The sequence below is a fragment of the Nocardiopsis sp. KDC1DS13DA1 genome (genome assembly GCF_055632325.1).
On record NZ_JBVMUY010000010.1, the window covers coordinates 73,431 to 93,666 of the forward strand.

Annotated in this window: 19 protein-coding genes; 18 read left to right on the forward strand and 1 reads right to left on the reverse strand. The window is 71.6% G+C overall.

The window, feature by feature from the left end; genetic code table 11:
- Positions 1 to 199: 199 nt before the first annotated feature.
- The 6 genes from deoC (at position 200) to ACTVAJ_RS07625 (ending at position 7,170) form a co-directional block, all read left to right on the forward strand.
- Positions 200 to 1,141: a deoxyribose-phosphate aldolase gene (gene deoC, locus ACTVAJ_RS07600; RefSeq protein ID WP_470387352.1), complete on the forward strand. Its 942-nt coding sequence runs from the start codon at positions 200 to 202 to the stop codon at positions 1,139 to 1,141.
- A gap of 4 nt (positions 1,142 to 1,145) precedes the next feature.
- Positions 1,146 to 2,576, forward strand: coding sequence for an aldehyde dehydrogenase family protein (locus ACTVAJ_RS07605; RefSeq protein WP_470387353.1), 1,431 nt, complete (start codon positions 1,146 to 1,148; stop codon positions 2,574 to 2,576).
- Complete coding sequence (locus tag ACTVAJ_RS07610) at positions 2,569 to 3,480, forward strand: aldehyde dehydrogenase family protein (RefSeq protein WP_470387354.1); 912 nt, start codon at positions 2,569 to 2,571, stop codon at positions 3,478 to 3,480. Before ACTVAJ_RS07605 ends, ACTVAJ_RS07610 begins: the two co-directional genes overlap by 8 nt.
- 58 nt (positions 3,481 to 3,538) lie before the next feature.
- Positions 3,539 to 4,201, forward strand: a complete 663-nt coding sequence (locus tag ACTVAJ_RS07615) for a GNAT family N-acetyltransferase (protein ID WP_470387355.1) — start codon at positions 3,539 to 3,541, stop codon at positions 4,199 to 4,201.
- Positions 4,198 to 4,995, forward strand: a complete 798-nt coding sequence (locus ACTVAJ_RS07620; RefSeq protein ID WP_470387356.1) for a purine-nucleoside phosphorylase — start codon at positions 4,198 to 4,200, stop codon at positions 4,993 to 4,995. The genes ACTVAJ_RS07615 and ACTVAJ_RS07620 overlap by 4 nt, the downstream gene beginning before the upstream one ends.
- 507 nt (positions 4,996 to 5,502) lie before the next feature.
- On the forward strand, positions 5,503 to 7,170 hold the full coding sequence (locus tag ACTVAJ_RS07625; RefSeq protein ID WP_470387357.1) for a phospho-sugar mutase: 1,668 nt from the start codon (positions 5,503 to 5,505) through the stop codon (positions 7,168 to 7,170).
- Between the two features lie 13 nt (positions 7,171 to 7,183).
- Here ACTVAJ_RS07625 and ACTVAJ_RS07630 read toward each other — a convergent pair whose 3' ends face one another.
- Entirely contained in the window at positions 7,184 to 7,675 is a 492-nt protein-coding gene (locus ACTVAJ_RS07630; RefSeq protein WP_470387453.1) for an Lrp/AsnC family transcriptional regulator, read from the reverse strand.
- 734 nt (positions 7,676 to 8,409) lie between these two features.
- Here ACTVAJ_RS07630 and ACTVAJ_RS07635 point away from each other — a divergent pair.
- The 12 genes from ACTVAJ_RS07635 (at position 8,410) to ACTVAJ_RS07690 (ending at position 20,234) form a co-directional block, all read left to right on the forward strand.
- Complete coding sequence (locus tag ACTVAJ_RS07635; RefSeq protein ID WP_470387358.1) at positions 8,410 to 9,447, forward strand: thiamine pyrophosphate-dependent dehydrogenase E1 component subunit alpha; 1,038 nt, start codon at positions 8,410 to 8,412, stop codon at positions 9,445 to 9,447.
- The gene (locus ACTVAJ_RS07640; RefSeq protein WP_470387359.1) at positions 9,444 to 10,463 is read left to right on the forward strand and encodes an alpha-ketoacid dehydrogenase subunit beta; all 1,020 of its coding nucleotides are present in this window, start codon (positions 9,444 to 9,446) and stop codon (positions 10,461 to 10,463) included. Before ACTVAJ_RS07635 ends, ACTVAJ_RS07640 begins: the two co-directional genes overlap by 4 nt.
- 6 nt (positions 10,464 to 10,469) lie before the next feature.
- Positions 10,470 to 10,814 (forward strand): biotin/lipoyl-containing protein, encoded by a 345-nt coding sequence (locus tag ACTVAJ_RS07645; protein ID WP_470387360.1) that lies wholly within the window; start codon positions 10,470 to 10,472, stop codon positions 10,812 to 10,814.
- 139 nt (positions 10,815 to 10,953) lie between these two features.
- Positions 10,954 to 11,685 (forward strand): alpha/beta fold hydrolase, encoded by a 732-nt coding sequence (locus tag ACTVAJ_RS07650; protein WP_470387361.1) that lies wholly within the window; start codon positions 10,954 to 10,956, stop codon positions 11,683 to 11,685.
- Between the two features lie 335 nt (positions 11,686 to 12,020).
- A complete protein-coding gene (locus ACTVAJ_RS07655; RefSeq protein ID WP_470387362.1) occupies positions 12,021 to 13,079 on the forward strand; it encodes a BMP family lipoprotein in 1,059 nt (352 codons plus the stop codon).
- 160 nt (positions 13,080 to 13,239) lie between these two features.
- Positions 13,240 to 14,850, forward strand: coding sequence for an ABC transporter ATP-binding protein (locus tag ACTVAJ_RS07660; protein WP_470387363.1), 1,611 nt, complete (start codon positions 13,240 to 13,242; stop codon positions 14,848 to 14,850).
- Positions 14,847 to 16,400, forward strand: coding sequence for an ABC transporter permease (locus ACTVAJ_RS07665; protein ID WP_470387364.1), 1,554 nt, complete (start codon positions 14,847 to 14,849; stop codon positions 16,398 to 16,400). The genes ACTVAJ_RS07660 and ACTVAJ_RS07665 overlap by 4 nt, the downstream gene beginning before the upstream one ends.
- On the forward strand, positions 16,397 to 17,659 hold the full coding sequence (locus ACTVAJ_RS07670) for an ABC transporter permease (protein WP_470387365.1): 1,263 nt from the start codon (positions 16,397 to 16,399) through the stop codon (positions 17,657 to 17,659). Before ACTVAJ_RS07665 ends, ACTVAJ_RS07670 begins: the two co-directional genes overlap by 4 nt.
- Complete coding sequence (locus tag ACTVAJ_RS07675) at positions 17,638 to 18,069, forward strand: cytidine deaminase (protein ID WP_470387366.1); 432 nt, start codon at positions 17,638 to 17,640, stop codon at positions 18,067 to 18,069. The genes ACTVAJ_RS07670 and ACTVAJ_RS07675 overlap by 22 nt, the downstream gene beginning before the upstream one ends.
- A gap of 83 nt (positions 18,070 to 18,152) precedes the next feature.
- Positions 18,153 to 19,442 (forward strand): thymidine phosphorylase, encoded by a 1,290-nt coding sequence (locus tag ACTVAJ_RS07680; RefSeq protein ID WP_470387367.1) that lies wholly within the window; start codon positions 18,153 to 18,155, stop codon positions 19,440 to 19,442.
- Between the two features lie 172 nt (positions 19,443 to 19,614).
- Positions 19,615 to 19,965: an ArsR/SmtB family transcription factor gene (locus tag ACTVAJ_RS07685; RefSeq protein WP_470387368.1), complete on the forward strand. Its 351-nt coding sequence runs from the start codon at positions 19,615 to 19,617 to the stop codon at positions 19,963 to 19,965.
- Entirely contained in the window at positions 19,965 to 20,234 is a 270-nt protein-coding gene (locus ACTVAJ_RS07690) for a hypothetical protein (RefSeq protein ID WP_470387369.1), read from the forward strand. The genes ACTVAJ_RS07685 and ACTVAJ_RS07690 overlap by 1 nt, the downstream gene beginning before the upstream one ends.
- Positions 20,235 to 20,236: the final 2 nt, after the last annotated feature.

A 20,236-nucleotide genomic window follows, 5' to 3' on the forward strand; every position in this document is an offset into this window, starting at 1 on the left:
TAGAGGATCATCCTAATGATCCATCTCTGTTGGATTGGATGCTCCTCCAACCTTGGCGGGCGCGGTCCGTGCGGGTACTGACGCCCGCGCGGACCGGGGTTATGGTGACTGCCTGACGGCTCGGACGGCATGCCCGTACCGCGCCGGAGAGCCCGTTTCCGCTGGCCACAGCGGAGCACACCGTTCCATCGAGCTGTAGGTGCCCGTGCCCCACACCGCATTCGAGGCCACGACCAACCGCGCGCTCCGGGTCTTCCTCCACGGACTCCCGGGCGTGGACGAGGTCGGAGCGCGGACCCGTGCCCAGGATCTGGCCACACGGTCCATCAAGACCACCGCCAAACGGGAGGCCATCGACCTGGCCATCCGGATGGTGGACCTGACCACCCTGGAGGGCGCCGACACGCCCGGCAAGGTCCGCGCCCTGTGCGCCAAGGCCGCCCTCCCCGACCCGGCGGACCGGACCGCGCCGACGGTGGGCGCCGTGTGCGTCTACCCCGACCGGGTCGCCACCGCCGTCGAGGCCCTGCGGGGCACCGGCATCGGCGTCGCGTCGGTCGCCACGGCCTTCCCCGCCGGGCGCGCGCCCCTGGAGGTCAAACTCGCCGACACCCGCTGCGCGGTGGCCGACGGCGCGAGCGAGATCGACATGGTCATCGACCGGGGCGCCTTCCTGTCCGGCGACTACAAGAAGGTGTACGACGAGATCGTCGCGGTCAAGGAGGCCTGTGGAACCGCGCACCTGAAGGTCATCCTGGAGACCGGCGAACTGGTCACGTACGACAACGTCCGCCGCGCCTCCCACCTGGCCATCCACGCCGGCGCCGACTTCATCAAGACGTCGACGGGCAAGGTGTCCCCGGCGGCCACCCCGCCCGTCGTCCTGGTCATGCTGGAGGCCGTGCGCGACCACCACGCCGCCACCGGCAGGCACGTGGGCGTCAAACCCGCGGGCGGCATCCGCACCTCCAAGGACGCCATCCGCCAACTGGTGATGGTCAACGAGGTGGCCGGCCCCGACTGGCTGTCCCCCGACCTGTTCCGCATCGGTGCCTCCAGCCTGCTCAACGACCTGCTCATGCAGCGCACCAGGCTCAGCACCGGCACCTACCCGGGCCCCGACTACTACACGCTGGACTAGAGCCGTGATCTTCGACTACGCGCCCGCGCCGGAGTCCCGCTCCGTCGTCCGCCTGCGCGACACCTACGACCTGTTCATCGACGGTGAGTTCACCCCCGCCGAGGGCGGTGGGTCCATGGCGACGGTCAACCCCGCCGACGAGACCGAGCTCGCCCGCTTCGCGGTCGCCGGGGAGGCCGACGTCGACCGGGCGGTGGCCGCCGCCCGCCGCGCGTACGACACCGTGTGGAGCCGGATGTCCGGCGCCGAGCGCGGCAAGTACCTCTTCCGTATCGCCCGGATCGTCCAGGAGCGCGCCCGCGAGCTCGCCGTCCTGGAGTCCCTGGACAACGGCAAGCCCATCAAGGAGACCCGCGACGTCGACGTCCCCCTGGTCGCCGCGCACTTCTTCTACCACGCGGGCTGGGCCGACAAGCTCGCCCACGCGGGGCTGGGCCGCGACCCGCGCCCCCTCGGCGTGGCCGCCCAGGTCATCCCGTGGAACTTCCCGCTGCTCATGCTCGCGTGGAAGGTCGCCCCGGCCCTGGCCACCGGCAACACGGTGGTGCTCAAGCCCGCCGAGACCACGCCGCTGAGCGCGCTGGCCTTCGCCGAGATCTGCCAGGAGGCCGACCTGCCCCCGGGCGTGGTCAACATCGTCACCGGCGCGGGCGGGACCGGGCGGACCCTCGTGGAGCACCCGGGCACCGACAAGGTCGCCTTCACCGGCTCCACCGAGGTCGGTCGCCAGATCGCCCGCTCGGTCGCGGGCACCGGCAAGCGCGTCACCCTGGAACTGGGCGGCAAGGGCGCCAACATCGTCTACGACGACGCCGCCGTCGACCAGGCGGTCGAGGGGATCGTCTCCGGCATCTTCTTCAACCAGGGCCACGTGTGCTGCGCGGGATCGCGCCTGCTGGTCCAGGAGTCGATCGCCGACGAGCTGCTGCCCAGACTCAAGGAGCGGATCGCCAAGCTCCGGTTGGGCGACCCGCTGGACAAGAACACCGACATCGGCGCGATCAACTCCGCCGCCCAGCTGGCGCGGATCCGGGAGCTGACCGACGCGGGCGAGCAGGAGGGCGTGCAGCGCTGGTCGCCGCCCTGCGAGCTGCCCTCGGCCGGGTACTGGTTCGCCCCCACGGTCCTCACCGGCGTCAGCCAGGCCCACAGCGTCGCCCGCGAGGAGATCTTCGGCCCCGTGCTGTCGGTGCTCACCTTCCGCACCCCGGAGGAGGCGGTGGCCAAGGCCAACAACTCCCCCTACGGGCTGTCGGCGGGCGTGTGGACCGAGAAGGGGTCGCGCATGCTGTGGACGGCCGAGCGCCTGCGCGCGGGCGTCATCTGGTCCAACACGTTCAACAAGTTCGACCCGACCAGTCCCTTCGGCGGCTACAAGGAGTCGGGATACGGCCGCGAGGGCGGACGGCACGGTTTGGAGGCCTACCTTGGCTAAGCAGCGCAGGACGGCTGAGACACCGCGGCCCCCGCGCCTGGCGGTCCGCAAGACGTACAAGCTCTACCTGGGCGGGGCGTTCCCGCGTTCGGAATCGGGCAGGTGCTACCCCGTGACCTCCGCCGACGGCGACCACCTGGCCAACGCCGCGCTGGCCTCCCGCAAGGACGCCCGCGACGCGGTGTCCGCCGCCCGCAAGGCCTTCGGCGGATGGTCGGCGCGCACCGCCTACAACCGCGGGCAGATCCTGTACCGGGTCGCCGAGGTCCTGGAGGGGCGCCGCGACCAGTTCGCCGCCGGGGCCGAGCGGGCCCGGGGGCTCTCGCGCGCCGCCGCGGAGGAGGCCGTCTCCGCCGCGATCGACCGCTGGGTCTACTACGCGGGCTGGACGGACAAGGTCGCCCAGGTGCTGGGCGGCGCCAACCCCGTCTCCGGCCCCTACTACAACCACTCCGCCCCCGAGCCGACGGGCGTCGTGGCCGTGTTCGCCCCGCAGGGCGCTCCGCTGCTCGGGCTGACCTCCGTGCTGGCGCCGGTCATCGCCACCGGCAACACCGCCGTCGTGGTCGCCTCCGAGAGCGCGCCCCTGGCCGCGGTCGACCTGGCCGAGGTGCTGGCCACCTCGGACGTGCCGGGCGGCGTGGTCAACCTGCTCACCGGGCGGGTGCCGGAGATCGGCCCGCACCTGGCCTCGCACGCCGACGTCAACGCCCTGGACCTGACCGGTGCCGGGGACCTGGCGGTCGAGTTCGAGGAGGCCGCGGCCGCCACCCTGACCCGGGTCCTGCGCCCCGGGCCGGGCGCCGACGGGGGAGAGGACGCCTGGCTCGACCCCGACCCGGGCACCGCCCGCATGACGCCGTTCCTGGAGACCAAGACGGTCTGGCACCCGATCGGGGTGTAACACTGGCGGACCGGGGCCCGTCCGGGTCCCGGTCCGACGCGGCGAACGAGGAGCGATCGTGGCGACCCACTCACCGACCGAACATCCGGACCCGGGACCCGCGCGCGGGCTGCGCCTGGTCCGGCTCGACCGGACCACGCCAGAGGTCGCCGTGCTGCGCGAGACGGTGCTCCGCCACCGCCTGGCGCCGGGCCAGTCCCGGTTCACCAATCTGCCGGTGGATTCCCTGCCGCGCGCCGACGCCGACCCCGCGCGCGTCCCGTTCGCCGTCGTGAGCACCGGAGCCGACGCCACCGACCCCGGGTCGGCCCGCGAGGCCTGCGCCGGTTTCGGGATCGTCGACCGGGTCGGCCACCTGCGCGACCTGGTCGACACGCCGGAGCGCGCGGTGCTCCTGCGCGCCTTCTACGTGGTCCCCGCGTGGCAGGGTCTGGGTGTGGGAAGGACGGTCTGCTCCGCGCCGCTGCTCGACCTGCTCGTGGCCGGGGCCGCCCCCCGCGCCACGGAGATCGTGCTGTGCGTCAGCGAGGGCAACGAGGTCGGCCTGCGCACCTACCGGTCGGCCGGGTTCGCCCCCACGGGGCGCACCTATCCGGACGGTTCCTACGGACCGCAGCTCGTCCTGTCCCGGCCGGTCCGCACGGGGGTGCACCTCCCGCCGCGCACCGCAGCGCACGTCCTGCCGCGTCCGCGGCCCGAACGAACGGAGAACCAGCAGTGACCCGCACACCCCAGGCCATCGCCGAGGAAGCCGCGACCGAACTGCGGTCGCGCACCGGAGTGGACAGCTACGACGTCGCCCTGGTCATGGGGTCGGGCTGGGCGCCCGCCGCCGACCTGCTCGGCGAGTCCACCCACGAGGTGGCCACGGCCGAACTGCCGGGCTTCCTGCCGCCCGCCGTCGACGGCCACAGCGGCACGCTCCGCAGCGTCCGCGACGGGCAGCGGAACCTGCTCGCCTTCCTGGGCCGCACCCACCTGTACGAGGGGCACGGCACCGACGCCGTCGTGCACAACGTGCGCACCGCCGTCGCCGCCGGAGCCAGGACGATCGTGCTCACCAACGCCGCGGGCGGCATCAACCCCGACTACTCCGTCGGCTCGCCCGTGCTCATCGCCGACCACCTGAACATGACGGCGCGCTCGCCGCTGACCGGTGCCGACTTCGTCGACCTCAGCGAGACCTACAGCCCCAAGCTGCGCGGCCTCGCCCGCGAGGTCGCCCCCGACCTGCCCGAGGGCGTCTACGCGGCGATGCCCGGCCCGCACTTCGAGACGCCCGCCGAGATCCGCATGCTGCGCGCCATGGGCGCCGACCTCGTCGGTATGTCCACCGTGCTGGAGGCCATCGCCGCCCGTGCGGCCGGGGCCCAGGTCCTGGGGCTGTCCCTGGTCACCAACGTGGCCGCCGGACTGGAGGGCGCCAACCTGGACCACGAGGACGTGCTGGCCACCGGGCGCGACGCCGCCGGGACGGTCGGCCGCCTGCTCGCCGACATCGTGGCCCGGCTCTAGGCGGTGGTCGTCCGGGGCCCTCGCTGCGGCCCGCATGCGGCCGGCCACCGACCGCGGCCCGCTCCGCGGCGGAGCCCGGACCGTGCCTGTGCGGGGCCTCCGCTTCGCCCTGACCCGTGTTCGGGTGCCCCGCGGCCGGGGATCGCGCATCCTCGGCCGCGCCCGAATGGTGTTTGTTCGGGGCCTCCGCTTCGCTTCGGCCCGTGTTCGGGCGCTCCGAGGGCCAGGGATTCTTCGTCCTCGGCTACGCCTGTCGCTCGTTCCTCGCTCGCGGCTCGCCTCGCCCTGCACAACCCTGGCGGCGCCCGAATGGTGTTTGTTTGGGGCCTCCGCTTCGCTTCGGCCCGTGTTCGGGCGCTCCGAGGGCCAGGGATTCTTCGTCCTCGGCTACGCCTGTCGCTCGTTCCTCGCTCGCGGCTCGCCTCGCCCTGCACAACCCTGGCGGCGCCCGAACAACATCCCCTACGGTGACCGCTCCAAGAACACGACCCAGAACGAAGGACTCCGATGACCGCCGACACCGTCGCCCGTGCCCGACAGTGGCTCGCCGAGGACCCCGACCCCGTCACCCGCGAGGAGCTGGCCGTCCTGCTGGAGCGGGCTGAGTCCGGCGACGCCGCCGCCCGGGCCGACCTCGACGACCGCTTCGCCGCCCGCCTGGAGTTCGGCACCGCCGGGCTGCGGGGCGAGCTGGGCGCGGGGCCGGGCCGGATGAACCGGGCCGTGGTCATGCGCGCGGCCGCCGGGATCGGCGCCTGGCTGGACGACGGGAGCCACGTGGTCGTCGGGTACGACGCCCGCCACGGGTCGGCGGACTTCGCCGAGGCGAGCGCGGCGGTGCTCACCGGGGCCGGGCACCGGGTCTCCCTGCTGCCGAGGCCCCTGCCCACCCCGGTCCTGGCGTTCACCGTGCGCGACCTGGGAGCGGACGCCGGGATCATGGTCACCGCCAGCCACAACCCGCCGCGGGACAACGGGTACAAGGTCTACGTCGGCGGGACCGGTGCGAACGCGGGCGCCCAGATCGTCGCCCCGGTCGACGCCGAGATCTCCGCGGCCATCGACGCCGTCGGACCGCTCGGCGACCTTCCGCTGGGGCGGGACTGGGCGGTTCTGGGCGAGGAGGCGGTCGACCGGTACCTGGCGGCGGTCACCGCCCTGCCGATGGGCGGGGAGCGCGACCTGTCCGTCGCCTACACGCCGCTGCACGGGGTGGGCGGCGAGGTGCTGCTGGCGGCCATGGAGCGTGCGGGGTTCGCCCGCCCGTCCGTGGTCGGGGCCCAGTTCGCCCCCGACCCCGACTTCCCGACGGTGGAGTTCCCCAACCCCGAGGAGCCCGGGGCCATGGACCTGGCGGTCGCGGCGGGCCGGGAGACGGGAGCCGACCTGGTCCTGGCCAACGACCCCGACGCCGACCGGCTCGCCGTCGCCGTCCCCGGCCACGGGCTGCTCACGGGCAACGAGGTCGGCGGTCTGCTGGCCGAGTACGTGCTCGACCACACCTTCGGGGACGACCGCGTGGTGGCGACCTCGATCGTCTCCTCCAGTCTGCTGGGCAAGATCGCCCGGGACCGGGGGGTGCACTACGAGGAGACCCTCACCGGGTTCAAGTGGCTGGCCCGGGCCGGCGGGCCGGGCCGACGTCCGGTCTTCGCCTACGAGGAGGCGCTGGGGTACTGCGTCGGAGGTGACGGGGGCCGTCCCGTGGCCGACAAGGACGGTATCGGCGCGGCGCTGGTGATGGCGGCGCTCGCGGCCGAGGCCGGGCGCGAGGGGCGCACGCTGGTGGATCTGTTGGACGACCAGGCGCGCCGGTACGGCCTGCACCTGAGCGACCAGCTCTCGGTGCGGGTGGACGACCTGTCGGTCATCTCGGCGGCGATGCGGCGGTTGCGCGCCCAGCCGCCCACGGGGTTCGGTCCCTTCACGGTCGCCGGGGTCGACGACTTCTCCGCGGGCCACGAGGGGCTTCCTCCGACCGACGCCCTGCGCTTCCGTCTGGAGGGTGCCGTCCGGGGCCGGGTGACGCTGCGTCCCTCGGGCACCGAGCCCAAGCTCAAGGCCTACGTCGAGGTGGTCCTGGACGCGGACGCGGACGTGGCGGCCGCCCGCGCGCGGGGTACCGCGCTGCTCGCCGGCCTGGTGTCCTCGGTCGCCGGGGTGGTCGGGGCCTGAGCGCGCCCGCGGCTCACTCGAACTCGGGGGGTTCCACGACGGGGCGGTGGACGACCTCGTCGATCACGGTGAGCGTCTGGGTGGCGGTCACCCCGGGCAGGGACTGCAGACGGGTGAGGATCAGGTCGCGCAGCTGGTTGGTGTTGGAGACGCGGACGAGGAGGACGATGTCCGCCGAACCCACCACGTACCAGCAGTACTCGATCTCGGGGTAGGAGGACAGGATCTCGCGGTTGGCGCGCCAGTCCGGCTGGCTTCCGGAGATGAGGACGAGCGCGGTGACGCCGAGCCCCATCTTGGCGTGGTCGGTCACCACGGAGTAGCCGCGGATGACACCCTCGTCGGTGAGCCGCTTGATCCGGTTGTAGGCCGTGGCCCTGGAGACGTTGGCCAGTGCGGCGATCTCCGTGATCCCGGTCCGCGCGTCCTTGGCGAGGGCGCTCAGGATGGTCTGGTCGGTGGAGTCCGGCCGTCGGCCGCTCCTGCGCTGGTCGCCCATGGCCATGTGCGTGCTCCTCATGTGCTCTTGTGTCAGTGTCCGCCCCTTCCGTCGTCGTTGACCGGGGCTAACGAACTACCAGGTAAACGTTGTTCTCGTCCATTGGGATCTCAGTCCGCGAGATTGGGCGGCGGTGGGTGGTCGCCGCCCGTCCCGGGAGGGCGATAACCGCGCAGGAACGTTGCGGGGGCCTCGCGCGGGCCCGACGGGAGTGGTGTCGGGTCGGGGGGAGTCCGACTGTACTCAAGGTGGATGACATCGCTGGGGCGGGGGTTTCCCTGACTCGGGAGTAACTACACCGCGTTCCGGCAAACGTGACAGAACTTCTCCTTTGGGGGTCCTTTCTGTTGCTGTTTGTCATCTTGTTTCCGTGATGTATCGACACGTTGTCCACATCTGGCCAGGCGCCGGGGCGGCGGCCGTTCGGTCACCCCGAGTGATGTCCCCCTTGCTTCGGGTGCTTCCGGGGCAGGGGGGCGTCGGGGGTGCGCACGCGTCGGGGATGGCTCGGGGTGAGGTCCGATTCGCGGTGTATCGCACGGTGTGCCGTTTTCTGCCGAGACTGCGTGTCCAGGTGAGACGTATAAGGACGTTTGCTCGTCTTTCGTCCTCATTTGTATCAACTACGGGCGCGTATCTAGCGATTCTGTCGAGATGTCCGGAGAATCACACGTAGGACCGTGACCACCCGAGCCCCGGCCGCGTCACCACGCGCGGGGCCACGTTGGGAGCCGCTCAGCATGACCACCCACGAGCCGGAGGGCCGGGGATCCATCACCGTGGACCACCTGCCGCCCGACCTGACCCTCGCGCTCTACCGCCACATGCGGACCGCGCGCGACCTGGACGCCGAGGCCATCGCCCTCCAGCGCCAGGGCGTCTTCCCCGCCTACGTCTCCGTGCGCGGGCAGGAGGCCGCCCAGGTCGCCAGCGCCGCCGCCATGGACGCGGAGCGGGACTTCGTCTTCCCCACCTACCGCGAGATGGCCTCCGCCCTGGCCTACGGGGTGGAGATGGTCGGCTACATGGCCACCCACCGCGCCCTGTGGCACGGCGGCCTGTACGACGTCATGGCCTCCCGGTTCGGCGCGATCAACGCCGTGGTCGGCGGGCCCGTACCGCACGCGGTCGGCTGGGCCGTCGGTGAACGGCTGCGCGGCGACGACGGCGTCGCCCTGGCCTACTTCGGAGACGGGGCCAGCTCGGAGGGCGACGTCCACGAGGCGATGAACTTCGCCGGGGTCATGGGCGCCCCCGTCGTCTTCTTCTGTCAGAACAACCAGTGGGCGCTGTCGGTCCCCAACCACCGCCAGGTCGCCGGCGGCTCGGTCTCCGCGCGGGCCGAGGGTTACGGGATGCCCGGTGTCCTGGTCGACGGCAACGACGCCGGAGCCGTGTACCGGGCCACCGCCGACGCCGTCGCCCGGGCCCGGCGCGGCGGGGGCCCCACCCTCATCGAGGCGCTGACCTACCGCGTCGAGCCGCACTCCACCTCCGACGACCCCACCCGCTACCGGGACGGGGCCGACACCGAGCGCTGGCTCCGCCGCGACCCCCTCGACCTGCTGCGCGCGGCCCTGGTCGAGGCCGGGCACGCCGACGAGGAGGCCCTCGCCGAGGTGGACGCCGCCGCCCGTGCCCGAGCCGAGGAGATCCGCGACGGTGTGGCCGCCGAGCCCGAACCGGACGGTTCCGAACTGTTCACGCACGTCTTCCGGGAGACCACCGACGAGCTGACCCGGCAGCGCCGTGTCTGGCAGGAAGAGGTCGAACTGTGACCGAGCTGATCGAACGGACCGAGGTCCCCGCGGAATCCGCGCCCGTCGAACTGTCCATGCAGCAGGCGATCAACCGCGCCCTGCGGGTCCTGCTCGCCGAGGACCCCGACACCCTCGTCTTCGGTGAGGACGTCGGCGCCCTGGGCGGCGTCTTCCGCGTCACCGACGGCCTCCAGAAGGAGTTCGGCGACCAGCGTGTCTTCGACACGCCCCTGGCCGAGTCCGCGATCATGGGCATGGCGGTCGGACTGGCCATGAACGGTTGGCGCCCGGTGCCCGAGCTCCAGTTCGACGGCTTCGCGTATCCGGCCATCGACCAGATCGTCAACCAGGTCGCCCGGATGAACTACCGGACCCGGGGGGCCGCGCCGATGCCGATCACCCTGCGCCTGCCCTCCTTCGGCGGCATCCAGGCGCCCGAACACCACGGTGAGAGCCTGGAGGCGCTCTTCGCGCACACGCCGGGCCTCAAGGTCGCCGCCCCCTCCGACGCCGGCGACGCCTACACGCTGCTGCTCCAGTCGGTCCGCTCCGACGACCCGGTCGTGTTCATGGAGCCCAAGGCCCGCTACTGGGACCGCAAGCCCGTCCGGCTCCTGGAGCCCACCGCACCCATCGGTGCCAGCCGCGTCGTCCGCCCGGGCCGTCACGCGACCCTCATCGCCTGGGGCGCCATGGTGCACCGCTGCCTCCAGGTCGCCGAGCTCGCGGCCGAGGACGGCGTGGACCTGGAGGTGCTGGACCTGCGCTGGCTCAAGCCGATCGACGCCGCCGGGCTGGCCGCCTCGGTCGCGCGTACCAGGCGCGCCGTCGTGGTCCACGAGGCGCCGCTCACCGCCGGACTGGGGGCGGAGGTGGCCACCCTGGTCACGGAGAACTGCTTCCGGGACCTGGCCGCCCCCGTCCAGCGCGTCACCGGATTCGACGTCCCCTACCCCGCGGGTCCCCTGGAGCCGCAGTACCTGCCGACCATCGACCGCGTCCTGCTCGCGGTGCAACGGACTCTGGAGTACTAGACGACCATGGCTGAGGACAACACCACCTTCACCCTTCCCGACCTCGGCGAGGGCCTGGTCGAGGCGACCGTCCTGGAGTGGCAGGTCGCCGTCGGCGACCACGTCGAGCGCAACGCCCCGCTGGTGGAGGTGGAGACCACCAAGTCGGCCGTGGTCATCCCCTCGCCGACCGCGGGCCGGGTGGTCACCCTGCACGCGCAGGAGAACGAGGTCGTCCCCGTGGGCGCGCCCCTGGTCACCTTCGCGGTCACGGTGAGTGACGAAGCCCCCCAGGCGGGCATCGTCGGCAGGGTTCCCGCGGAGGAGGCCAGGCCCGCGCGCCGCGTGCGGTTGAAGCCGCCGACGGACTGAGGATCGCCACGTCAGAGGGCCCGTTCGGATGGATCCACAAACACGCGTCGGTCACCCGCGCGAGTGTTTATAGGAACATCTGATTGGGCCTTCGTTTTTTCCTGGGTGAAACGCCAAGTCCACAATCGACTGAGGAATCATGACTGCGAATCTTGTTGGCGACGTGACAATGCGCTATGTCGATTTGCCGCCGGCGGAACCGGTGGACGCCGTACCGGTCCTACTTCTGCACGGATTCGGTACGAACTTCAGCATGAATTGGTCCGCCGCGGGGTGGCCGCAGGCGCTCGGCGGCGCCGGACTGCGCGTCCTGGGGCCGGACCTGCGCGGCCACGGCGGCAGTGACAAGCCGCTCGACGAGGGCGCCTACCTGCCCGAACGCTTCACCGCCGACCTGGTGCGCCTGCTCGACGAGCTCGCGGTGGACCGGGTCGACCTGGTCGGTTACTCCATGGGCTCCCGCCTGGCCTGGGACCTGGCCCTGACCGCCCCCGGCCGGGTCCGGCGCGCCGTCCTGGGCGGTTTCGGTCCGGTCAACGCCTTCGCCGACGCCGACCTGTCCGCCCCCGGCTCCGGTGAGACCCCCTTCGACCAGGTCTTCCGGACGGTGTCCGGACTCCCGGGCAACGACGCCGACGCCCTGGCCGCCTGCGCGCGGGGCCAGGCCGCCCGGCCGTTCACCGAGGACCCCGTGCCCGTCGGCGTGCCCCTCCTGCTGGTCTCCGGCGCCCGGGATACGCTCGCGGCGGGAGCCGGGGCCCTCGCGGTTCGCTGCGGTGGGACACACGTCGAGATCCCCGGGCGGGACCACGCCAACGCGGTGTCCGCACGCGTCTTCAAGCAGGCCGTGGTGGACTTCCTGGTTGGATAGTCCGGTCTAGACCGGATGGCCCCGCCGGTGCCGTGTCACGGCGCCGACGGGGCGTGGTGACGTCCGGTGTCCTGCCGGAAGCGGAGTGTGAAAAGCCCTCTGTGGGCCGGAGAACCTCAGGTCGGATAAGGAGGAACGGGAATCTGGCCGCCGCTGCGCGGCGCGCACCCGGCGGGGTTCGGGTGGGGCGCCGTGTCTCTCAGCTCTCGCCTTCATAACAACTCAGTCTGTCCGTCACGTGTACTTTCCACCAGCGGATATTGTCCGGCAACAGAACTCAGGTCGGATCCGTGCGAATGCGGGCCGCTGAGAGGGCGAAGGGGAGAGTTACCGAAGTGAAGCGCAGCAACGCGGCCAAGTTCGCCGCCGCCGCGGCGGCGGGTGTGCTGGCCCTCACCGCGTGTGACAACGCGACCGAGAACGCCGACGACAGCGGCACCAACGGCGGCGAGGAAGCAAGCTCCGACGTCCGCGTCGGCCTGGCCTACGACGTCGGCGGCCGTGGCGACCGCTCGTTCAACGACTCGGCCTACCGCGGTCTGACCCAGGCCGCCGAGGAGCTGGGCGTGGAGACCCGCGACTTCGAGCCCGCCGACGGCGAGCCCGAGTCCGCGAAGGAGGAGCGTCTGGCCACGATGGCCAACGAGGGCTTCGACGTCGTCATCGCCGTCGGGTTCGCCTACGCGGAGGCCGTCGAGGCGGTCGCCCAGGAGTACGAGGACGTCCACTTCGCGATCGTGGACTCCGAGATCGAGGGCGTCGACAACGTCACCAGCCTGGTCTTCGCCGAGGAGCAGGCCTCCTTCCTGGCCGGTGCCGCCGCGGCGCTGTCCACGGAGGAGGACCACGTCGGCTTCATCGGCGGTGTCGAGACCCCGCTGATCCAGAAGTTCGAGGCCGGTTTCGTCGCGGGCGCCGAGCACGTCAACGACGACGTCGAGATCGAGATCGACTACATCAGCCAGCCGCCGGACTTCAGCGGCTTCAGCGACCCCGCCGCGGGCCGCGAGACCGCCCAGGCCCAGTACGACCGCGGCGCGGACGTCATCTACCACGCCGCCGGCGCCTCCGGCAACGGTGTGCTCCAGGCCGCCGTGGAGAACGACTTCCTGTTCATCGGCGTGGACAGCGACCAGTACGAGAACGCCGAGGACGACCAGAAGCCGTACGTGCTCACCTCCGCCATCAAGCAGGTGGACGTGGCTGTGTTCGAGCTGATCCAGGACGCCGTCGAGGGTGACGTCGAGGGCGGCATCCAGCGCTTCGACCTGGCCTCGGGCGGCGTGGACTACACGCAGTCCAACGAGGAGCTCATCACGCCCCTGGTCGAGGAGCTCGACGGGTACAAGCAGCAGATCATCGACGGCGAGATCGAGGTCCCGACCGCCCCGTAGCACGCCGAGCCACGGGCCAGGTCCCGTGGCACAGCACCGGAGGCGGCACCGGAGTGCGCAGGACGCGCCCGGTGCCGCTGCCGGTTGCCGCTTCGCGACGACGGCGTCCGGAGGCTGACACGCGGCCCGGCGCCCCGCCGCCAGTTCCATGAGGAGACAGATGAGCAGCACGTCATCGGGCGGCGGGTCGAGTCAAACCCCCGCCGTCGAGCTGCACGGGATCACCAAGCGTTTTCCCGGAGTCGTGGCCAACCACGACATCGACATCACCGTGGCTCCCGGTACCGTGCACGCCATCGTCGGCGAGAACGGTGCGGGCAAGTCCACACTGATGAAGACCCTGTACGGGATGCACCGGCCCGACGAGGGCACCATCCGGGTCAAGGGTCAGGAGGTGCGCTTCCACTCGCCCTCCGACGCCATCCGCCACGGCATCGGCATGGTGCACCAGCACTTCATGCTCGCCGACAACCTCACCGTTCTGGAGAACGTGGTCCTGGGCGCCGAGCGCCGCCACGGCATCGGCAGGCGCGCCCGCGCCGAGATCCAGCGGCTGTCCGCCCAGTACGGCCTCGGGGTCGAGCCCGACCGCCTGATGGAGGACCTGGGCGTGGGCGACCGCCAGCGCGTGGAGATCCTCAAGGTCCTCTACCGGGGCGCCGAGACGATCATCCTCGACGAGCCCACGGCGGTCCTGGTCCCGCAGGAGGTCGACGAGCTCTTCGACAACCTGCGCGAACTCAAGCGCGAGGGCCTGACCGTCATTTTTATCTCGCACAAGCTCGACGAGGTGCTGTCCGTCGCCGACGACATCACCGTCATCCGCCGCGGGACCACGGTGGCCACCGCCGACCCGAGCACCACCACCGCCCGGGAACTGGCCACCCTCATGGTCGGCGGCGACCTGCCCGTGCCCGAGCTGCGCGAGTCCACCGTGACCGACCACGTCGTGCTCTCGCTCGACGGGGTCACCGTCCGCTCCGCGGAGGGGCGCCCGGTCGTGGACGAGGTCAGCGTCGACATCCACCGGGGCGAGATCGTCGGTGTCGCCGGTGTCGAGGGCAACGGCCAGTCCGAGCTGATCGAGGCGATCATGGGCATGCGCCACCTCGCCTCGGGCCGCATCCGCCTGGAGGAGCAGGACATCACCGGCTGGTCCACGCTGCGCATCCGCGAGGCGGGGGTCGGCTACATCCCCGAGGACCGCCACCGGCACGGCGTGCTGCTGGAGTCCCCGCTGTGGGAGAACCGCATCCTGGGCCACCAGACCAAGGCGCCCAGCGTGCGCGGCCCCTGGATCAACCGGGTGGGGGCGCGCGCCGACTCCGAGCGCATCGTCGCCGAGTACGACGTGCGCACGCCGGGCATCGACGTCATCGCCGACGCCCTGTCCGGCGGTAACCAGCAGAAGTTCATCATCGGCCGGGAGATGAGCGGTAACCCGCGCTTCCTGGTCGCCGCGCACCCCACGCGCGGTGTGGACGTGGGTGCCCAGTCGGCCATCTGGGAGCAGCTGCGCGAGGCCCGCGCCGCCGGTCTGGCGGTGCTGCTGATCTCCGCCGACCTGGACGAGCTGATCGGCATGTCCGACACGATCCACGTGATCCTCCGCGGCCGCCTGGTCGCGGAGGCCGACCCGACCACCGTCACCCCCGAACAGCTGGGCTCGGCCATGACCGGCGCCGGACTGCGCGCGGGCGGCGGTTCCACGGAGAGTGACAGCGGTGCTGAGGGTACTGACCGTGCCGACGAGGACGGGGGCGAGTCGTGAAGACCTCTGACAACCCGCGCCAGCTCTCCGGCCCCCTGGCCTTCGTCGTCGCGGTGCTCCTGGGCACGGGGGTCACGTTCGCCCTCGACATGGCGCTGCTGTGGTGGGCGGCGCTGATCATCGGCGTCACCGCGGCCTTCGCCTTCGTGGCCGTGACCCACAGCATGGTGCCGCCCGAGCGCCGCGTCGCGGCCGCCGGGACGGAGGAGAAGGGCACCGCGCTGCACAACACCCTCGTGGTGCCGACGGCCCTGGTGCTGGCGGTGGTCGGCGGACTGCTGACGGCGTGGCTGCTGGACCTGAGCCTGATCGAGCCGGCCTCCGCCGCCGTCGGCGCCGTCGTCGGCTCCGCCCTGGCCTTCCTGCTCTTCCACCGCCTGTCGGCACTGCTGGCGCTGTCCTTCGCCGCGGTCTTCGCGGCCGGGCTGATCGCGATCGCGGTGACCGCGCTCGTGCTGCTGTTCAGCGGCATCGACCCCATGTCGACGTTCGGCCGGATGCTGGAGTACGGCACCCGCCCGGACAGCATGGTGCAGATCATCAACGACAGCACCACCTACTACCTGGCCGCCGTGGCCGTGGCGATCGGCTTCAAGATGAAGCTGTTCAACATCGGCGTCGACGGCCAGTACCGGCTGGCGGCCCTGCTCTCGGCCGCCGTGGGCGGCTACCTCATCCTGCCGCCGCCGTTCAGCCAGTTGCTCATGATCGTCGTGGCCGTGGCGGTGGGCGGAGCCTGGGCCGGTATCGCCGGGTACCTCAAGGTCGCCCGGGGCGTGTCCGAGGTGATCTCCACGATCATGCTTAACGCGATCGCCACCGGTATCACCGCCTACCTGCTGAGCACCGACCGCCTCGCGGTCCAGATCAGTACCAACAACATCGGCACCCCGCCGCTGCCCGAGTCGTCCTGGGTGCCCGGGATCCCCGCGGTCTTCCTCGGCTCGGACCGGGAGATCTTCGGCCTGGTGTTCCTGGCCGTCGCGGTCGGCATCGGCTACTCCGTGATGCTCAACCGCACCCGCTTCGGCTTCGAGCTGCGCTCCACGGGCCAGTCGCAGTCGGCGGCCGAGGCCAGCGGTATCAACGTCAAGAAGATGGTGTTCCTGTCCATGCTCTTCTCGGGCATGGTCGCCGGGCTGGTGGGCCTGCCCCAGCTGCTGGGGAGCGCGCACTACTACGCGCTGGACTTCCCCACCGGCATCGGGTTCATCGGTATCGCCATCGCCCTGCTGGGCCGCAACCACCCGGTGGGCATCGTCTTCGCCTCCCTGTTCTGGTCGTTCCTGACCCAGGCGGCGAACATCCTGCCCTTCGACGACATCCCGCAGGAGATCGCGGTCATCGCGCAGGCCACCATCGTCCTCACGGTGGTCGTGGTCTACGAGGTCGTGCACCGTTGGGGCCGCCGTTACCAGCAACAGCAGATCGGCAAGCAGCTCGGCGCCACGACCGTGGCGGCCGAACCGGTGGGTGCCGCACCCGCGTCCGGTGACGAGGGCGAGACCGGCCCGAAGACCGACGGCGAACGCGGCGGGGAGGCACAGTGAGCCAGGAACTCAACGTCACGGCGGCGGTGCACGAGTCGCCGTACCGCCCTCGGGGATGGGCCAGGTGGCGCTTCCTCACCCTGACCTGCGCGGTGTTCGTGGCCCTGTCGGGGCTGCGGGTCATCACCGGCCAGGACATGCTCACCGACGCGGGCACCATCAACACCACGCTCGCCTTCGCGGTGCCCATCGGCCTGGCCGGTCTGGGCGGTCTGTGGGCGGAGCGCTCCGGCATCATCAACATCGGCCTCGAGGGCATGATGATCCTGGGGACCTGGTTCGGGGCCTACTTCGCGTGGTCCTTCGACAACCCCTGGATCGGCCTGATGGCGGGTGTGCTCGGCGGCATGCTGGGCGGTCTGCTGCACGCGGTGGCCACGGTGACCTTCGCGGTCGACCACATCGTCTCCGGTGTGGCGATCAACATCCTCGCGCTCGGCGCGATGCGGTACATGTCGATCCTGCTCTACTCGGACGTGCCCGGTGCGGGCGCGGCCCAGTCGCCGACGACGCCGTCCTTCCCGACGCTGAACCTGCCGTGGCTGCCGGGGGTGCTCGAACCCGTCGCCGACAGCGGGATCTTCCTGGTCGGGGACCTGGCGTCGCTGGTGGTCGGACTGACCACGCGGATGTCGGCGCTGACCCTCATCGCGCTGCTGATGATCCCGGTGACCTACCTGGTGCTGTGGAAGACCACGTTCGGGCTGCGGCTGCGGTCGGTCGGTGAGAACCCCGACGCCGCCGAGTCCCTGGGCGTGCCCGTGTACAGCTTCAAGTACATCGCCGTGGTCATCTCCGGCGGCCTGGCGGGCATGGGCGGCGTGTTCCTCGCGATCGTCGCGTCCAACATCTACCAGGAGGGGCAGACCGGCGGCCGCGGGTACATCGGCCTGGCCGCGATGATCTTCGGCAACTGGCGCCCCGGCGGCCTGGCCATGGGCGCCGGGCTGTTCGGCTACACCGACGCCCTCCAGGTGCGCGGCGGCGGCGAGGCGATCCACGCCCTGCTGCTGCTCCTGGCCGTGGCGCTGCTGGCGGTCGCGCTCTGGCAGGTCCGCTCCGACCGCAAGGGGCTGGCCATCGCCGGAGCGGTGGCCGGTGTGCTGCTGCTCGTGTGGTACTTCACCACCGACTCGCTGCCCCGGGAGCTGGCCACCTACAGCCCGCACATCGCGACCCTGCTGGTCCTGTCGCTGGCCTCGCAGAGCCTGCGGCCGCCCGCGGGCATCGGCAAGCAGTGGAGGGCGAGCCGGTCATGACGGACGCACCCCTGAACCCCGAGGCCGTGGACTGGGCCGCGCTGCGCGCGGTCGCCCGGCAGGCCATGGGGAACGCCTACGCGCCCTACTCGCGCTACCCGGTGGGCGCGGCGGCCCTGGTCGACGACGGCCGGATCGTCAGCGGCTGCAACGTGGAGAACGCCTCCTACGGGATCGGCCTGTGCGCCGAGTGCGGTCTGGTCAGCGCCCTGCACGCCTCCGGCGGCGGACGGCTGACCGCGTTCAGCTGCGTGGACGGCAGGGGCGCGATCCTCATGCCGTGCGGGCGCTGCCGCCAGCTCCTGTACGAGCACGGCGGACCGCACCTGCTGGTCGACACCCCCGAGGGGGTCCTGACCATGGACCAGGTGCTGCCGCAGGCCTTCGGGCCGCACAACCTCACGCAGTGACCGGGACGTCTCCCCGGCGCCGGGCCTTCCGGTGCCGGGGAGACGTCTTTTCACCCGCGGTTCCGCGAAGAAGGGGAACGGACATGGACGTCATCGAGATCATCAGGGCCAAGCGCGACGGCGCGGAGCTCGCACCCGAGCAGATCGACTGGGTGATCGACGCCTACACCAGGGGCGAGGTCGCCGAGGAGCAGATGTCCGCGCTGGTCATGGCGGTCTTCCTGCGCGGGATGAACCGGGGCGAGGTGAGCCGGTGGACCGAGGCGATGCTCGCCTCCGGTGACCGGCTGGACTTTACCGACCTGGAGCGTCCCACCACGGACAAGCACTCGACCGGCGGCGTGGGCGACAAGATCACCCTGCCGCTGACGCCGACCGTGGCGGCCTGCGGCGCGGCCGTGCCGCAGCTGTCCGGCCGGGGACTCGGGCACACCGGCGGCACCCTGGACAAGCTGGAGTCGATCCCCGGGTGGCGGGCCTCGCTCGGCACCGACGAGATGCGCTCGGTGCTCTCCGGCACCGGCGGAGTCATCTGCGCGGCCGGTGCCGGGCTCGCCCCGGCCGACCGCAAGCTCTACGCGCTGCGCGACGTGACCGGGACGGTCGAGTCGATCCCGATGATCTCCGCCTCCATCATGAGCAAGAAGCTCGCCGAGGGCACGGGTTCGCTCGTCCTGGACGTCAAGGTGGGTTCCGGCGCGTTCATGAAGGACGTCGACTCGGCCCGCGAGCTGGCGCGCACGATGGTGGACATCGGCAACGACCACGGGGTGCGCACGGTCGCCCTGCTCACCGACATGGCCACGCCGCTCGGACGTCAGGTGGGCAACGCGCTGGAGGTCGCCGAGGCGGTCGAGGTGCTCTCCGGCGGCGGTCCCGCCGACGTGGTGGAGCTGACCGTGGCCCTGGCCCGGGAGATGCTGGCCGCCGCCGGGCTCACGCCCGGGGAGAACGGGGTCAAGGACCCGGCCGAGGCGCTCAGGGACGGCAGTGCGCTCGCGTCGTGGAAGGAGATCATCCGGGCGCAGGGCGGTGATCCGGACGCACCGCTGCCGCGGGCCGCCGAGACCCGTGTGGTGCTCGCGCCCGCGTCGGGGACCCTCACCCGCCTGGACGCCTACCAGGTGGGCCTGGCCGCGTGGCGGCTCGGCGCCGGGCGGGCGCGCAAGGAGGACGCGGTGTCCTTCGGTGCGGGGGTGACGCTGCACGCCAAGCCGGGGGAGAAGGTCTGCGCGGGCGAGCCGCTGTTCACCCTGCACGCGGACGAGCCCGAGCGGTTCGACCGGGCGGCCGAGGCGCTGGAGGGGGCGTTCGACATCGAGGCGGACGCCGAGTACGAGGCGCGGCCGCTGGTCATCGACCGCGTGGCCTGACCGCCCGCCGACCCGAGGAGGGCCGCACCGGACGCGTTCCGGTGCGGCCCTTCGTGTGTGCGGGGTCGGCGGCTCCCGGGGCCGGAGTGTCCCCGCGGGCCGGGCTCTTGCCATTGCTGACGGCATGCTTTACTTTCATGTGTAAGAGAAAGTTTTCAGGTGAAGGAGTCTGATGACAGCACCACCGCCCACCGGTGACGAACTGGTCGACATGCTGGCGGCGCTGTCCAACCCGCTGCGACTGCGCATCATCGCCGCACTGGCCGCCCGCCGGAACTACGTGAGCGGCCTCGCCCGCGAGATCGGGATCAGCCGCCCCCTCCTTCACATGCATCTGCAACGCCTGGAGGCAGCGGGGCTGATCGTCGGGGCCCTGGAGCTCTCCGACGACGGAAAGGCCATGAAGTACTACGACGTCACCGACTTCGACGTCCGTCTGTCGCCGTCATCCCTCGCGGAGGCGGCCACCACCCTCACCCCACCGGACCCCGGTAAGGGTCCCCACACGAAGGAGAAGTCCTGATGGACATCACGACCTGGCCGGGCGCCATCTTCGGGCTCGGCGTGCTGATCATGGTGACGATCCTGGCCGGCGGAGCGCTGGCCGCCTTCCTCGACATCCGCAAGACCAAGCTCGAAGCCGCGCAGCGTGACGACCTCAGCCAACTCGTGAGCCGGTACGAACAACTGGCCGAGAACACCCTCGACGCCCAGCGGCGCACCGCCACCGACGTCGCCGAACTGCGTTCGCGCGCCACCTCCATCGAGCAGATCCTGCGGACGGTGGAGTAGCG

Bases quoted from the DNA above. Each gene is read 5' to 3' on its own strand.
- ACTVAJ_RS07625 (WP_470387357.1), top strand. From the start codon at position 5,503: ATGACCGCCGACACCGTCGCCCGTGCCCGACAGTGGCTCGCCGAGGAC.
- ACTVAJ_RS07630 (WP_470387453.1), bottom strand. From the start codon at position 7,675: ATGGCCATGGGCGACCAGCGCAGGAGCGGCCGACGGCCGGACTCCACC.
- ACTVAJ_RS07635 (WP_470387358.1), top strand. From the start codon at position 8,410: ATGACCACCCACGAGCCGGAGGGCCGGGGATCCATCACCGTGGACCAC.
- ACTVAJ_RS07645 (WP_470387360.1), top strand. From the start codon at position 10,470: ATGGCTGAGGACAACACCACCTTCACCCTTCCCGACCTCGGCGAGGGC.
- ACTVAJ_RS07650 (WP_470387361.1), top strand. From the start codon at position 10,954: ATGACTGCGAATCTTGTTGGCGACGTGACAATGCGCTATGTCGATTTG.
- ACTVAJ_RS07660 (WP_470387363.1), top strand. From the start codon at position 13,240: ATGAGCAGCACGTCATCGGGCGGCGGGTCGAGTCAAACCCCCGCCGTC.
- ACTVAJ_RS07680 (WP_470387367.1), top strand. From the start codon at position 18,153: ATGGACGTCATCGAGATCATCAGGGCCAAGCGCGACGGCGCGGAGCTC.
- ACTVAJ_RS07685 (WP_470387368.1), top strand. From the start codon at position 19,615: ATGACAGCACCACCGCCCACCGGTGACGAACTGGTCGACATGCTGGCG.
- ACTVAJ_RS07690 (WP_470387369.1), top strand. From the start codon at position 19,965: ATGGACATCACGACCTGGCCGGGCGCCATCTTCGGGCTCGGCGTGCTG.